This window comes from Streptomyces sp. NBC_00310 (assembly GCF_036208085.1).
Classification (GTDB): Bacteria; Actinomycetota; Actinomycetes; order Streptomycetales; family Streptomycetaceae; genus Streptomyces.
Window position 1 is genome coordinate 8,340,466 of the sequence record NZ_CP130714.1, and the last position, 14,646, is coordinate 8,355,111.

The window sequence follows — 14,646 nt, forward strand, 5'->3', positions numbered from 1 at the left end:
AGTCGTCCCGCCGGCCAGGCACCGCGCCGGTGCCGGGCGACGTCGACACCGGCCTCAGCCATGAGGAGGCGGCGCGTCGTCTGACTCGACACGGTCCCAACGCGGTGGCCGCCGAACGAGTCGTCCCCCTGTACGCACGCGTGGCGGCGCAGCTCCGCGACCCACTGATCATGGTGCTGCTCGCCGCCGTCGCCCTGACCCTGGCCATCGGCGACCACGCCGACTCCGCCGTGATCGCACTCGTCATCGTGGTGAACACGACCGTGGGTGTGGTGCAGGAGATCAGAGCCGATCAGGCGGTCGCCGCGCTGTCGGCGATGTCGGCACCGAGCGCACGCGTACGGCGGGACGGAGCCGAGGCGGAGGTGCCGTCCGCGGCGGTGGTGCCGGGCGATGTCCTGCTGCTCGGCGAGGGCGACATCGTGCCCGCCGACGCCCGGCTCACGTACGCGTCGTCGCTTCTGATCGACGAGTCCATGCTGACCGGCGAGTCCGTACCCGTCGACAAGGCCGTGCCGCCCGGGCAGCCGGACGGCACCGGGCCGTCCGAAGCCGCGGCACTGCGCGCCGGCACGATCGTGGTCCGCGGCAGAGGCGTGGCGCTGGTGACGGCCACGGGAAAGGACAGCGCGCTCGGAAGGATCGCCGCACTGCTGGACACGCGCCCCCAGACCACCCCGCTGCAACACCGGCTGGCCGCGCTGGGACGGGTCCTCGCGCTGGTCACGCTCGCCCTGTGCCTGCTGGTCTTCGCCCTGGGCCTGGTACGGGGCACCGCTGCGGGAACGATGGCCGTGACCGCGATCAGCCTCGCCGTGGCCGCCGTGCCCGAGTCGCTGCCCGCCGTCGTGACCCTGGCCCTGGCCCTCGGCGCACGCCGCATGGCCGCCCGGCACGCGCTGGTACGCCGCCTGCCGGCCGTGGAGACGCTGGGATCCGTGAGCGTCCTGGCCACCGACAAGACCGGCACGCTCACCGAAGGCCGCATGGTGGTCGAGCAGGTGTGGACACCTCAGGGCGGGGCGGATCTCACCGGCTCGGGTTACGAACCACTCGGCGAGGTGCGCATCGGGGGGCGCGCCGCCGAGGGCCGTGAGCTCGGGGCCGTACGGGAGCTGCTCACCGCCGCCGCCCTGTGCAACGACGCCGAACTGAGGCCGCCGTCCCCGGAACCGTCCGACGGTGCTCAGAGCCGTTGGGCGGCGCTCGGCGACCCGATGGAGGCGGCGCTCCTCACGGCCGCGACGAAGGCGGGCTGCGAGGACCGCCACGCACTGCACCGGCGGTACCCGAGGACGGACGAGGAGCCTTTCGACAGCCTCCGCAAACGGATGACCACGCTGCACCGTGCCCCGGACGGCCGCGTGCTGGTGTCCTTGAAGGGTGCCCCGGAGGCGGTGCTCGACCGTGCCGTACTCGACGAGCCGGAGCCGTTGCTCGCGACCGCCCGGCACAACGCCGCACAGCTGGCCGCTCAGGGTTTCCGCGTCCTCGCCGTGGCGTCGGGCCTGCGCGACGACATGCCCGGCCGGGCACGGGACGCCGAGACGGGCCTGCGGCTGCTCGGTCTGGCAGCGCTCAGCGACCCGCCCAAGGAGGCCGCCGCCAGGACGCTCGCCGACTGCAGAGCCGCCGGCATCACCGCCGTCCTGATCACGGGTGACCATCCCGCGACCGCGGAGGCGATCGCCGACCGGGTGGGACTGCTCGATTCCGGTACGGCGCGCGGCAGGGTGGTGACCGGCCCGGCACTGGCAGCCGGTGAGGTGCCGGATCCCACGGAAGTACGGATCTTCGCGCGTACGGACCCGAAGCAGAAACTCGACATCGTCGAGGCGTGGCGGGCCCACGGCCACGTCACGGCGATGACCGGCGACGGCGTCAACGACGGCCCCGCGCTGCGGCACGCGGACATCGGAGTCGCGATGGGGCGCCGGGGGACCGAAGTGGCCCGTCAGGCCGCCGATCTGGTGCTGACGGACGACGAGTTGTCGACCGTGGTGGCCGCGGTCGAAGAGGGGCGCCGCGTCTACGACAACATCCGCCGCTTCCTCCTGTACGGGCTGGCCGGCGGCACCGCGGAGATCCTGGTGATGCTGCTCGGCCCCCTGCTCGGCCTGCCCCTTCCCCTGCGCGCCGGACAGATCCTGTGGATCAACCTGCTGACCCACGGTCTGACCGGGGTCGCGATGGGCGCCGAGCCCGTGTCACCCGGAGCCATGCGCAGACCGCCGCGGCCGCCTCACGAACATGTGCTGGGTGACGGACTGTGGCAGCGGATGCTGTTCCTCGGAGTGGTGGTGACAGCGGGGTCCCTCACGGCAGGGCTGGTGGCGCGCTCCCTGGACCTGCCCTGGCAGAGCGTGCTGTTCCTGTCCCTGCTCGTGGCGCAGCTCGGCGTCGTGCTCGGGCTGCGGGACCGCCTGCTGACCCGGGCGAACCTGTTCCTGCCGGCCGCGGTGGCCGCCTCGGCCGGGCTCGCGGCCGCCGCCCTGTATGTGCCCTTCCTTCGGTCGGTACTGAGCACGGTCGCGCTGGGCTGGACGGAGATCGCCTTGGCGGCCGCTGCCGGCGGGCTCGGCTTCCTCGCCGCGCGAAGGGGAGGGCGGGCGCGGAAGGACGGTGGCCGTCGATGTGAGGGCGACGTGCGGTGAGGTGCTCCGACGGGCGGTGAGAAGGCGAGCCGCCGACCGGACCCACGCGGTCGGCGGGTCAGCGGGCCGGACTCGACGGCGGGCTACGCGCCTGACCCGCGTCTGTCCCGCGCCGGTCCTGCGTCTGTCCCGCGCCCTGTCCCGCGTCTGTCCCGCCGCAGGACGTGCGCGTCCTGCGGCGCACGGCGAACGCGTCGGTGTTCCGGCTGCCCGTGGCGTGGGCCCGGCGAGCCGGTTACGGGGAGCCGGGTACTGCGCGCCCTCACGAAAGCCGGGCTCTGTGCGCGTGCCGTGCTCAAGCGGGGCGAGCCTGCGGCGCACCGGACCGGACCGCCGTACCGGACCGCCGTACCGGACCGGACCGCCGTACCGGACCGGACCGGCGCACCGGACCGGACCGGCGGGACGTCGTCTTCATGCCCGCTCTCCGCGGTCCCGTCCCGGGAGGCACGCGTGTGGGCCCGCGAGACGGGCCGGCCCTGGCGCCGTCCATGGTCTTCCTGGTTCTCGGCGCTGCTGGGCCCGGGGCTTGGGTCCCGCGCCCGTCCGGGAAGGCCGGCCAACTTCCGCCGGCTGCGCCGAAGGCGAGGCATACGCCGAGGCCCTCCGCGCCGACCGATCGCAACGCCGGACCGATCGTAACGCCGGACCGATCGTGCCGCCGGACCGATCGAAGGACGCGTCCTGCCCGACCCGCACCGAACGGGTGGGCGCGAACCGCTCACCAGCCCGTCAGCAGCAGATGGTTGAGGAGCAGGCCCAGGGCCGCCTGGGCCGTCAGCCAGACGCGGGGGCGGTCGAGGAAGGCGCCTGCCGCGAGCAGCCACATCGCGAACGGCAGCCAGATCCGTTCCGTCTCCGCCTTGCTCATCCCGGACAGGTCGGCGGTGAGCAGCATGAGCAGCGCCGCGCACAGCAGCAGTCCCATGCGGCGCTCGGTGGCGGGGGACGTGTGCCACCGGGCGAGGCGGGTGCCCGTGCGGCGAAGGCCGGCCACCGTGGCGGGGCCCACGACGAGGACTGTGCAGGCGAGGTTGGCCCACACCCAGTAGCCGTACGGGCGGAAGCCGCCGGCGCCCTGGTGGTAACGCTCGACCAGCAGGTGGTACGCCTCCCACCAGTTGAAGCCCGCCGTGGTGAACGCCAGCGGGACGACGGCGAGTCCGGCGACCACGTAGGGGAGGATCGGCAGCCGCCGGGAGCCGAGCAGCAGGACGACGGCGGCCATCACGGCGAAGAGGGTGAGACCGTACGAGAGGTAGCCGGTGAGGCCGAAGAGGAGCCCGGCGGCGAAGCCGGTCGTCCGTGGTCGGTGGTCCGTCACCGTGAGGGCGAGGAACGCCACGGCCCAGGCGGCGACCGCCGCGAAGTACCCGTCCGCCGACGTGCCCGCCCACACCGCCGCCGGCGCCAGGACGAGGAACGGGGCGGCGCGGCGCGCGAGGGCCTCGCTGGTGAGCGTTCGTACGGCGACGAGGACCGCGGTCGCGGTGGTCGCTCCGACGGTGATGACGAAGGCGCCCGCCCAGGCTCCGCCGCCCAGCCCGATCCGGTCGAGGAGGACGAAGGTGAGGGTGGCGCCCGGCGGGTGGCCGGCGACGTGCGGGGGCCAGTGGTCGGGGGAGCCGAGCAGGATGTGGCGGGTGAAGTCCCGCAGGGTGTGCGGGATGTCGTCGAAGCGGTCGATGACCTGGAGGTACTCGTACCTGGTCGTCAGCCGGCGGGCGATCCCCCGGTGCCAGCCGTCGACGAGGGCGAGGGAGAAGGTCCAGGCCGTTGCGGTGGCCCACGCGGTCCACAGCAGGGGCCGCCAGGGCAGCCGGGCGGCCAGCGTGGGGCCGTACGCCACGACGGCGACGGCGAGGGCGAGCGCGGCGGGAGTTCCGGGGCCGGTGTGGGGCAGCCAGTTGGCGTACAGGGGTGGCCGGCCGACGTGCAGGACGTCCTCGGCGCGCTTGATGGCGATGCCGACCAACGCGGCCGTCACGACGAGCAGCGCGGCGGCGACGACGGCGTACAGGTCGCGGCGGAGATCGCGGTTCACGCTCGGAGACGTTAGGCCGGAGGGGGTCCGGTGGGCCCCCGACAGGCGCGGACGTCAGCCTTTCGTCATGAGTCGCGCACCCTCCCACCGGGTGCTTCGGGCCTAGCGTGTCGGGGCATGGCACGGTCTCCTTCCTCGCCCGGCTCACCCGGCTCACCCGGCTCACCCGGCTCACCCGGCTCACCCGGCTCACCCGGCTCACCCGCTTCCCCCGCCTTTTGGCGCAGCCCGCTGCGCGGCCCCTGGTTCACCTCCGTCCTCGGTGTGGTGCTGCTCGCCGGGATCACGGCGCTGTTCGTGACGGGGCTGCTGTCGTACGCCGCCTACAACCCGGGCCTGTCGCCGGTGAACGACAAGACCCCGGACAAGGGGGTCCTCGGCTTCTACCTGTTCCCGTGGCCGACGGGCCCGCACTGGCTGTACCGGTTCACGCAGGGCATTCATGTCACGCTCGGGATCGCGCTGGTCCCCGTCCTGCTGGCCAAGCTGTGGTCGGTGGTGCCGAGGCTGTTCCAGCTGCCCCCCGCGCGGTCGCTGGCCCATGCCCTGGAGCGGATCTCGCTGCTCCTGCTGGTCGGCGGCGTGCTGTTCGAGTTCGTGACCGGCGTGCTCAACATCCAGCTCGACTACGTCTTCCCCGGCTCCTTCTACCCGCTGCACTTCTACGGGGCGTGGGTGTTCTTCGCCGCGTTCGTGGTCCACGTGGTGCTGAGGGCGCCGACAGCCGTACGCAACCTGCGGCAGCTGCGGGGGAGCGAGGGGGAAGGGGCTTCGCCGCCGGTGTCCTCGGAGGAGCCCTCGCTGGTGTCCCCGGACCCGGCCGAGCCCACCGTGTCGCGGCGGGGTGCCGTGTGGCTGGTCGGGGGCGGCTCGCTGCTGCTGTTCGGGACGACCGTGGGGCAGAACTTCGACGGCCCGCTGCGGCGGACGGCCCTCCTCGCCCCGCACGGCGGTGCCGAGCCGGGCAGCGGGCCGAACGGCTTCCAGATCAACAAGACGGCCGCGTCGCGGGGGATCAGCGCGGCGGAGACGAGCGAGGAGGCGTGGCGACTGGTCGTCACCGGGCTCTCGGGGACCGTCCGGCTGAGCAGCGCCGAGCTGCTGGAGCTGCCCCTGCACAGTGCGGCGCTGCCCATCGCCTGCGTGGAGGGCTGGTCCACCTCCGACCAGTGGTGGCGGGGTGTACGTCTGCGGGACCTCGCCGCCCTCGTCGGACATGAGCCCGAGGCGGCTCCCGATGTCCTGGTGGAGTCCCTCCAGCGACGCGGCGCCTTCCGCCGGGCGGCCCTGCGCGCGAACCAGGTCCGCGATGCGCGCTCCCTGCTCGCCCTGGACGTCAACGGCGAGCGACTGTCCCCCGACCACGGCTACCCGGCGCGGATCATCGTGCCCGCCGCGCCCGGTGTGCTCAACACCAAGTGGGTGGCCCGGATGACGTTCGGAGGCCTGTGATGGGGAAGTTCCGGCTGCCGGTGGGCAGCCCGCTCCAACTGCTGCTCCTGGCATGCTCGTTCGCGCTCGCCGGGTACGCGGGGGTGCGGCTGCTCGCGGACGACTGGTTCGAGGTCGCGCTGTGGTTCGTGGGCGCGGCGGTGGTGCACGATCTCGTGCTGTTGCCGCTGTACGCGGCGGCGGACCGTGCGCTCGTCCGGACGGTTGCATCGGCCGGTCACGGGACGGTTGCATCGGCCGGTCACCGGGTGGGGGCACCGCCCGCGCCCGCACGGCAGCGGGGGAGGGCCGCGTATGTGCGCGTGCCCGCCGCCTTGTCCGGGCTGCTGCTGGTGGTGTGGTTCCCGCTGATCAGCGGGCGGGTGGCGGACCGTTACGAGTCCGCCACCGCGCTGTCGGCGAGTGGCTTCCTCGCCCGCTGGCTGCTGATCACGGCCCTGCTGTTCGGCGGCTCGGCGCTGCTCCTGGTGGTGCGGCTGCGCCGGGCGACGAAGGAGCGCCCGCCCGTCGCCTGATGATCGGCGGCGCGCCGTCCGAGCGGACCGGCGCGCCGCAACAGCGTCGGCGCGCCGAGCCGGGCGCCGGGGCGCCGAGCCGGGCGCCGGGGCGCCGAGCCGGGCCCCGGAGGACGCGCCCTCGGCTCCGCTGTCGGCCTCGGCACCGCTCACGAGGCGGACCTCGGCACGCTCGTGCCCACCACCGGGACCGTCTCGGCGGTCAACAGGCCGCCGGGGCACAGCAGTGAGGCCAGCCGGCGCAGGAGAGCGGACGGGGCACCGCCGATGCCGATGCCGCTGCCGTGTCGCCGTCGCCGTCGCCGTCGAGGAGCAGGAAGGTGTCCCAGCGGCTCTCGCCGGGCAGGGGGCGCCTCGCTCACCGGGCGCCGACTGCCCGCAGCCGGGCCAGTTTCGCCGCGAACCGGGTGTGCGGCGCGATCGCGGCGACGGCTTCGGCGTCGGCGGCCGTGTCGACGTCCCTGAGGAGCGGCAGGTCGCGGACCCGTAGACCGGCGGCGACCAGCCGGGCGCGCTGCACCGCGCCGGTGAGGGGCGTCGACATGGGGACCCCGCGCAGCAGTGCCGGGTCCGGCTCGGCCAGCCCCAGGGCCCAGAAGCCGCCGTCCTCGGCCGGACCGAAGTACGCGTCGCATCCGGCGAAGTCCACGGTCAGCAGGTCCGGGGTGACCTGGGGGGTGTCCATGCCGATGAGCAGGGCCGGGCCGTCGCAGCCGGCGAAGGCCGCGGCGAGCCGTTCGTCCAGTCCGCCCGCGCACTGCGGTACGACGTCGAAGCCGGGCGGCAGCCAGGGGCCGGGCTCCCCGGCGAGCACCAGGACGCGGCGGCGCGCGGGCGTCGCGGCCACCGCGCGCAGGGTGTCCACGAGCGCGGCCTCGGCGAGCGCCGCCGCCTCCGCGGGGCCGAAGGGCGGTGTGAGCCGGGTCTTCACCAGCCCCGGCCTGGGCTCTTTGGCGATGACGAGGAGAGCGGTCATCGGCGTACTCCGCCCGTCGTCGTGGGTGTGGCCGGTTCGTGCAGGACGCGGCTCATGTCCCGTACCGCCTGCCAGGTGCCCCGCCACGTGCCGGTCACCTTGGAGGCGCCGGTGCGCGGCAGATACGGCACGTCGTGCTCGGTGACGCGCCAGCCCGCGTCGGCGGCGCGCACCACCATCTGCAGCGGATAGCCGCTGCGCCGGTCGGTGAGGCCGAGGGCGAGGAGCGACTCACGACGCGCGGCACGCAGCGGGCCCAGGTCGTGCAGGCGGAGCCCGGTGCGGCGCCGCAGCATCCTGGCGACCGCCAGGTTGCCCGCACGGGCGTGCGCAGGCCAGGCGCCCAGGCTCTGCGGGCGGCGTCTGCCGAGCACCAGGTCGGCCCGGCCTTCTCGTACCTCCTGCGCGAAGGGGGCGAGGAGCGACGGGTCGAGGGAGGCGTCGCAGTCGCAGAAGCAGACGATGTCGGCCGTGGCGGCGGTCAGGCCCGCGTGGCAGGCCGCGCCGAAGCCCCGACGCGGCTCATGGACCACGCTCGCGCCCAACGCGCGGGCCAGGTCCGCCGAACCGTCGGTCGAGCCGTTGTCCACGACGAGGGCACGCCAGCCGGGTGGGATCCGGGCCAGCACCCAGGGCAGGGCTTCGGCCTCGTCCAGGCAGGGGAGCACGACGTCGACGTCCGGATGTGTGGGAGAGGTCGTCACGGCTTTCACCCTACGAGGACGAACTTCGCATACCGGACTTCGCGTCCTTACGAAACGAGGACGTCGGGGTTCCTCACGCGGGCCGGACGTCCGGACGTCCGGCCCGCCGGGTGCGGTGCGAGGCCGACGGCATGCGACAGCGAGCGAGTGCGCACCACGCGGGCGCCGTCGCCGTCGTCCTCGCCCTCACCCGTTCCCGGATCTCGCTGTACGACCTGGTCGGCGACGCCATGGCGGGCGCCGACCCGCTCGCCCGTGAACACGGGGACGGGCCGGCCGGCGGCCGCATCGAGCCGGTGCCGGTCGAGGCGGACCGGCAAGGAGACGAGCCGCGTCCTCGGCGACCTCCTGGTCAACGCCGTCCGCCGGGGTGCGGCGGCGTCCCCGAGGTCCTACGAGCCCCGCATCCCGGCCCGCGCGAACTCCCGCATCCCCTCCGCGAAGCCGACCTCCGGCTTCCACCCCAGCTCGGCCCGCAGCCGGGCCGAGTCGGCGGTGATGTGCCGGACGTCCCCCAGCCGGTACTCGCCGGTGACGACCGGATCGGGCCCGCCGTACGCGGCGGCCAGCGCCCGTGCCATCTCCCCGACCGTGTGCGGCTCACCGCTGCCGGTGTTGTACGCGGTCAGCACACCCTCCGCCGAACCCGCCTCCAGCGCCGCCACATTGGCCACCGCCACATCCCGTACGTGGACGAAGTCCCGCCGCTGCCGCCCGTCCTCGAACACCCGGGGAGCCTCCCCGCGGGCGAGCGCCGACCGGAAGAAGGAGGCCACCCCGGCGTAGGGGGTGTCCTGCGGCATCCGGGGCCCGTACACGTTGTGGTAGCGCAGCGACACCGCCGTCCCGCCCGTCGCCCGCGTCCACGCCGCCGCCAGATGCTCCTGGGCGAGCTTCGTCGTCGCGTACACGTTGCGCGGGTCGACCGGAGCGTCCTCGCCCACCAGCCCCGGCGACAGCTCCGCGCCGCACGTCGGGCACAGCGGCTCGAAGTGCCCGGCCGCGAGATCGGCCACGTCCCTCGGCCCCGGCCGCACCACCCCGTGCCTCCCGCACTCGTACCGCCCCTCCCCGTACACCACCATCGAGCCCGCCAGCACCAGCCGCCGCACACCCGCCTCCGCCATCGCGGCGAGCAGCACGGCCGTACCCAGGTCATTGCGGGAGACGTACTCCGGCGCGTCGGCGAAACCCGTGCCGAGGCCGACCATCGCCGCCTGATGACACACGGCGTCCACGCCGTCCAGCGCACGGACGACGGCTTCGCGGTCCCGCACGTCCGCGCCCGCGTCCGAGGCCACGTCGAACACGACAGGCTCATGCCCGTGCTCCGCCAACACGTCGACGACATGGGACCCGATGAACCCGGCACCGCCGGTGACCAGTACGCGCATACGGCTCACGCTAGGACCGCGCACCGGCCGCCTCCCCGGGCCACGCCCGGCACGTCACGCTTCCGTAAGACGCCGGCCCGGAAGCCGAGCCGCTGTGCCACTGGCGGAGTGTCGGTATTCGAGGGTTGCAGTATTCGCCCGCAGGGCGAGCACTCCCACACCCGGCCCGGTGCGGGCCCTCGTCCTCTGCCACCGCGCCGTACGGGCCCCTCACGGCAGCGGAATCCCGCACGACAGAAGGCTCGCCCGGCGCTACGAGGTGCACGACGCCGGTACGGCACCGATTCTCTGCATCACCCCGAGGTGGTCGGGCTGGCCCCGTTCGCCGACGATCCGGCCGTCGGCCATGTAGGAGAAGTTCATGGCCTGCACCGAGATCTTGTTGCCGAAGTGTCACCTGATGACCACCGGGTGACCGCCAGCTGCCGGGCGCTTTGTCGGATCCCAGGAAACGATGGGAGACATCACCGCGAGCAACCAGCCGCCGAAGCCCCGCGCGAACAGCCGAACCGCGCTGGAAGGACGTGCCATGACCGCCACCCCTCCCAAGGCCCCAACTGCACCAGGAGTGCGGTCCTGGTGGGGAATCCCGTACGCCACCGCCGAGCGATACCGCCGACCCATGGTCGCGGACTTCGATCCGGACCGCCCCTATGACCGCAAGGGCATCGTTTCCGTCCAGCCCGACAGCGGCGACTGGCTCGAAGCGGACAGCGGGATGGGCGAGGACTGCCTGAACCTGAACGTGTGGGCTCCCGAGCAGCCGGCCGGGGAGGCGCTGCCGGTGGCCGTGTACGTCCACGGCGGCGGATTCGAGTACGGCGCGAACACGCAGATCACCTCGAACGCCGCCGGTCTCGCCGCGTCGGGACGCGTGGTGGGCGTGTCGGTCAACTACCGGCTCGGCGCGCTGGGTGCGCTCTCGCTCTCGCAGTACGGCGGGCGGCTCGCCGAGGCCAGCAACCTGTTCCTTCAGGACATCATCGCCGCGCTCACCTGGATCAGGCAGAACATCGCCCACTTCGGCGGCGACCCCGACAACGTCACGGTCTACGGCCACAGCGGCGGCGCCTATGCCACCTTCGGGCTGCTCGGCGCCTCCTCCGCCAACGGCCTGTACCGGCGCCTGGCCGGGTTCTCCGGCGGGCCCGCTCGTATCGTCCCGGTCTGGTGGGCGGAGGAGCTCGCGCACCGGTTCGTCACCGAACTCGGCGTCGCGGACAACCCCGACAAGCTGATCGACCTCGACGCGACTGCCCTGATGGCCGCCCTGCGCAAGGTCTGTCCGGCGGACCTCGGAGTCCGCGGCGGGGTGGACAACCAGGCCACCGGCGTCGTCCTGGACACCGGACAGCCCGGCGCGGTGGTACACGCCCACCCCATGGATGTCCTCGCCTCGGGCTCCCACCGTGACGTTGACGTGCTGCTGAGCATGGCCAGTGACGACATGGGCTGGTGGGTGGCGAACGACCTCGACCGCTTCGACCCGCACACGCTCGACCGCGTCACCGACGAGGTCGCGAGGTGGCGCATTCCCCGCTCCCACGCGAAGAAGATCGTCGATGCCTACGACCAGGGCGGCTGCACCCCTGCCGAGGTCCGCGCCGCGCTCATGGCGGACTACCTCTTCGCGCTCCCCGCGGGCCGCGGCGCCCTGGCGCACGCCGCCGCGGGCGGCGATGCCCATCTCCTGATGATCGGGCCGGCCGAGGGCGCGCCCGCCGTGCACGGCACCGAGATGTACGCCCTGGTCGGCCAGGAAAAGCCGGGCCGCAGCCCCGAGCAGGCCGAGCGTGACACGCGGATCCGCGACATCGTGCTCGACTTCGCCACCGGCGAGCAGGCCCGTCTGTGGCCCGCCGTCATGGACCGGCTCACTTCGGGAAGCGTCGGCAACCTGCCCTTCCAGGCGGGCGCCCACTACCAGGCGGCCCTCGACCTGTGGGAGAACATCGACCGCCCCTGACGGTCACCGGGCGATACCGAGATACGCAACGGTGCAGGGTCACCACCGACTGATCACCCGGGTACCTGTGCCTGGAGTCCCGGCTCCGCCTTCGCATTCCCTGGGAAAGAAGAGCTAGGAGTTCGGCATGAGCCAATCGACAGCAGCCGGCGGCGCCGCACAGGCGACGATGCGGGCCGTCGTCGTCACCCGGCCCGGCGGCCTCGACGCACTGGAGATCAAGGACGTGCCGGTGCCCGTACGCAAGCCCGGCTGGGTGCGGATCAGGGTGAAGGCGTTCGGTGTCAACGAGTCCGAGGTCACCACCCGCAAGGGTGAGTCGGACGCGGAGGTCACCTACCCGCGGGTGCCCGGCATCGAGGGCGTCGGCGTGGTCGATGAGGCCGACGAGGACAGCGGGCTGCGGGCGGGCCGGCAGGTGGCCACGATGATGGGCGGCATGGGCCGCTCGTACGACGGCGCGTACGCCCAGTACGTGACCGTCCCCGCAGCACAGGTCATCCCGTTCGAGACCGGCCTGCCGTGGGAGGTCGTCGGTGCGCTGCCGGAGATGTTCCAGACCGCCTACGGATCGCTGACCACCGGCCTGGACCTCAAGGCCGGGCAGACGCTGCTGATCCGCGGCGGCACTTCCACGGTCGGGCTGAGCGTGGCCACGATCGCGAAGGACCTCGGAGCCACCGTGCTGTCCACCACCCGCAGCCCGGACCGGGCCGGGGAACTGCGGGCCGCGGGCGCCGACCATGCCCTCGTCGACAGCGGCACGATCGCCGACCAGGTGAGCGAGTTGATGCCGGAGGGTGTCGACGCCGTACTGGAGCTGGTGGGCTGCTCGGTCCTCGCCGACACCCTCCGCACCGTCCGCCGCCACGGCACCGTCTGCTTCACCGGAGCCCTGGCGGGCCAGTGGACGATCCCCGACTTCACCCCGTTCATGATCCCCAACGGGGTGCGGCTGACTTCCTACGGCGGTCAGGCCGCCGACCTCCCGGCCGACGTCTTCGCCCACCAGCTCCAGGCCATCGCCGCAGGGCGCCTCAACGTCCCGGTCGCGAAGGTCTACCACGGCCTGGAACAGGTCCGTGACGCCCAGGCCGACGTCGAGTCCGGCACCACGCCGGGCAAGCACGTCGTCGTCCTGGACGGCTGAGACACAGGCAACTGAGAAACGTGGTGCGGACCGAACAGCCGAGCAACTCGGCGTGGTCCGCGGCTTGGTGCAGCTCGCGAAAGTGCAGCTCCACGGCGTCCAGGAAGCGCCCGTACCTGTCGGCACGGCCCGTGCCGGCCGGGGCCGTGCCAGGCAATCGACCGACCAGCCCCAAGCCCCCAATGGTAAGTGGATCGACTTGCCATCGGGGTGATGTGGAAGTTACTTTCACGGGGTCCGTGCCGAACTGAAGCGCGTACCCCGATGAACATGGCGTACGTGTAGGCCGCCGACGATCCCTCCACCAACACCCCAGAGGGCAGGACCCATATGAGAATCCGACTGACCGCCGGAGAAACCGTCCTCAACGCAACCCTCGACGACAACGCGACGGCACGCGACTTCGCCTCACTGCTTCCGCTGACGCTGCAGATGAACGACCTGCTCGAGCGCGAGAAGTACGGTCACCTGCCCCGGTCTCTCGCCGGGGGAGGCAAGCCGCAGTTCGGCTACGAGATCGGCAGCATCATCTACTGGTCACCCGGTCCCGGCATCGCCATCTTCTATGACCACGACGGCCAGTCCGTCCCCGACCCCGGCATCGTCATCCTCGGCGAAATCGACTCGGGGGCCGATGCCTTCAAGAAGTACGACGGCACGGTCGACGTCACCATCGAGGCCATCGACTGAGACCCAGCCGGAAACCACCGAGATCGTCAACCAGCGAGAAGAGGGGCCCCTGTCCCGGGCCTCGCGATCGGGGTGACCGGCGGCGTCGGCTCCCGCCTCGCCGCACGACTCATCGAACAGGGCGACCAGGTCGTGGGCCTCCACCGCCATACCGAGCAGGCGCACACCCTGGAATCCGACGGAACAGAGCCGGTTCTCGGCGACCTGACGTCGCTCAGCGTGGACACTCCAGCCGCCCGTCTGAAAGGTGCCGACGCAGCCGTCTTCACCGCGGGCGCGAGCGGAGCCGGCCCGCGACAGGCGCACGCTGTCGACGGGCAGGGCGTGGAATTCACCGGCAACCGCCGCAGCGAAGGCAGGAGTCCACCTGTTCCTCCTCGCTTCCGCCTTCCCGTGCGCGGCTCGCCCTTCCGGACACGTGTCCATTGGTGGTGGGCGGAACATCAGGAGTGAGAGGTCTATGAGCACGCCAGCACGCCGTCGGGATGCGGCGCAGAACCGGACCCGCATCCTGGAGGCCGCCCGCGCAGCCGTTGCCGAGTCCAACGACGTCCCCCTCAACGAGATCGCCAAGCGCGCCGGTGTAGGACAGGGAACGCTCTACCGGCACTTTCCCAACCGCGAAGCGCTCCTCGCCGAGGTGTACCGGCGCGATGTCGAAGAACTCGTGGTCGCCGCCTCCGCTCTGCTGGCGGGACACGAGCCTGTGGCAGCCTTGCGTCACTGGCTCGACCGAGTGATCGACTACGCCGACATCAAGCGCGGCGTCCTGGCAGCGCTTGAGGCGGCGGCGTGGCAGGACCTTGCCGCCCACAGCCACAACCCCATCGAGGGCGCCCTCGGTCACCTGCTGGACGCCGGTAAAGCGGCAGGTTCCATCCGCGCGGACCTGGACGCCCACGGGGTCCTCCTGCTCATCGCATACCTCGGCCGGCTGGACCGGGATGAGTGGGAATCAAGGGCACGGCCTTTGATGAACGTCATCCTCGACGGTCTTTCCCGACAAGACGCGGACCGGTGAGGGCAGAGGACTGGCCAGAATCGTCTGGCAGTTCACCAAGCGGAAATGACCGGGCACTGCTGACTGTTCATGGATGTGCC

At 72.6% G+C, this 14,646-nt stretch carries 12 protein-coding genes and 2 pseudogenes; 9 read left to right on the forward strand and 5 right to left on the reverse strand.

Annotated features, from left to right (window positions below):
• Positions 1 to 29: 29 nt before the first annotated feature.
• Positions 30 to 2,654 carry a cation-translocating P-type ATPase gene (locus tag OG202_RS36510; RefSeq protein WP_327727464.1) on the forward strand — a complete coding sequence of 875 codons (2,625 nt, stop codon included), beginning with the start codon at positions 30 to 32 and terminating at the stop codon, positions 2,652 to 2,654.
• 721 nt (positions 2,655 to 3,375) lie between these two features.
• Here OG202_RS36510 and OG202_RS36515 read toward each other — a convergent pair.
• Positions 3,376 to 4,698: a hypothetical protein gene (locus OG202_RS36515; protein WP_327727463.1), complete on the reverse strand. Its 1,323-nt coding sequence runs from the start codon at positions 4,696 to 4,698 to the stop codon at positions 3,376 to 3,378.
• Between the two features lie 117 nt (positions 4,699 to 4,815).
• Here OG202_RS36515 and OG202_RS36520 point away from each other — a divergent pair, with 117 nt between their 5' ends.
• Positions 4,816 to 6,150: a molybdopterin-dependent oxidoreductase gene (locus OG202_RS36520; protein ID WP_327727462.1), complete on the forward strand. Its 1,335-nt coding sequence runs from the start codon at positions 4,816 to 4,818 to the stop codon at positions 6,148 to 6,150.
• Positions 6,150 to 6,665 carry a hypothetical protein gene (locus tag OG202_RS36525; protein WP_327727461.1) on the forward strand — a complete coding sequence of 172 codons (516 nt, stop codon included), beginning with the start codon at positions 6,150 to 6,152 and terminating at the stop codon, positions 6,663 to 6,665. Before OG202_RS36520 ends, OG202_RS36525 begins: the two co-directional genes overlap by 1 nt.
• Positions 6,666 to 7,023: 358 nt before the next feature.
• On the opposite strand, the gene OG202_RS36530 is transcribed toward OG202_RS36525, so the two are convergent.
• Both OG202_RS36530 and OG202_RS36535 read right to left on the reverse strand, forming a co-directional pair.
• On the reverse strand, positions 7,024 to 7,641 hold the full coding sequence (locus tag OG202_RS36530) for a TIGR04282 family arsenosugar biosynthesis glycosyltransferase (RefSeq protein WP_328224184.1): 618 nt from the start codon (positions 7,639 to 7,641) through the stop codon (positions 7,024 to 7,026).
• Positions 7,638 to 8,354 (reverse strand): glycosyltransferase family 2 protein, encoded by a 717-nt coding sequence (locus OG202_RS36535; protein ID WP_326576006.1) that lies wholly within the window; start codon positions 8,352 to 8,354, stop codon positions 7,638 to 7,640. Before OG202_RS36535 ends, OG202_RS36530 begins: the two co-directional genes overlap by 4 nt.
• An 86-nt stretch (positions 8,355 to 8,440) precedes the next feature.
• On the opposite strand from OG202_RS36535, the pseudogene OG202_RS36540 reads away from it, so the two are divergent.
• Positions 8,441 to 8,723 (forward strand): annotated as a pseudogene (locus OG202_RS36540) (two-component sensor histidine kinase); the annotation flags it as partial.
• Between the two features lie 14 nt (positions 8,724 to 8,737).
• On the opposite strand, the gene OG202_RS36545 reads toward OG202_RS36540, so the two are convergent.
• The gene (locus OG202_RS36545) at positions 8,738 to 9,739 is read right to left on the reverse strand and encodes an NAD-dependent epimerase/dehydratase family protein (protein WP_327727458.1); all 1,002 of its coding nucleotides are present in this window, start codon (positions 9,737 to 9,739) and stop codon (positions 8,738 to 8,740) included.
• 529 nt (positions 9,740 to 10,268) lie between these two features.
• Between OG202_RS36545 and OG202_RS36550 the strand changes: the two genes are divergently transcribed.
• Together OG202_RS36550 and OG202_RS36555 are read left to right on the forward strand one after the other, a co-directional pair.
• Positions 10,269 to 11,705 carry a carboxylesterase family protein gene (locus OG202_RS36550; protein ID WP_327727457.1) on the forward strand — a complete coding sequence of 479 codons (1,437 nt, stop codon included), beginning with the start codon at positions 10,269 to 10,271 and terminating at the stop codon, positions 11,703 to 11,705.
• A 127-nt stretch (positions 11,706 to 11,832) separates the two neighbouring features.
• Positions 11,833 to 12,855 carry an alcohol dehydrogenase catalytic domain-containing protein gene (locus OG202_RS36555; RefSeq protein ID WP_328224185.1) on the forward strand — a complete coding sequence of 341 codons (1,023 nt, stop codon included), beginning with the start codon at positions 11,833 to 11,835 and terminating at the stop codon, positions 12,853 to 12,855.
• Positions 12,856 to 12,877: 22 nt separating this feature from the next.
• On the opposite strand, the pseudogene OG202_RS36560 reads toward OG202_RS36555, so the two are convergent.
• A pseudogene (locus tag OG202_RS36560) lies at positions 12,878 to 13,006 on the reverse strand (helix-turn-helix domain-containing protein); the annotation flags it as partial.
• Between the two features lie 179 nt (positions 13,007 to 13,185).
• On the opposite strand from OG202_RS36560, the gene OG202_RS36565 reads away from it, so the two are divergent.
• From OG202_RS36565 to OG202_RS36575, 3 genes are all read left to right on the forward strand, one after another.
• On the forward strand, positions 13,186 to 13,545 hold the full coding sequence (locus OG202_RS36565) for a cyclophilin-like fold protein (RefSeq protein WP_327727455.1): 360 nt from the start codon (positions 13,186 to 13,188) through the stop codon (positions 13,543 to 13,545).
• Positions 13,546 to 13,617: 72 nt separating this feature from the next.
• On the forward strand, positions 13,618 to 13,998 hold the full coding sequence (locus tag OG202_RS36570; RefSeq protein ID WP_328224186.1) for an NAD(P)H-binding protein: 381 nt from the start codon (positions 13,618 to 13,620) through the stop codon (positions 13,996 to 13,998).
• Positions 13,999 to 14,005: 7 nt separating this feature from the next.
• Positions 14,006 to 14,566 carry a TetR/AcrR family transcriptional regulator gene (locus tag OG202_RS36575; RefSeq protein ID WP_328224187.1) on the forward strand — a complete coding sequence of 187 codons (561 nt, stop codon included), beginning with the start codon at positions 14,006 to 14,008 and terminating at the stop codon, positions 14,564 to 14,566.
• Positions 14,567 to 14,646 lie beyond the last annotated feature (80 nt).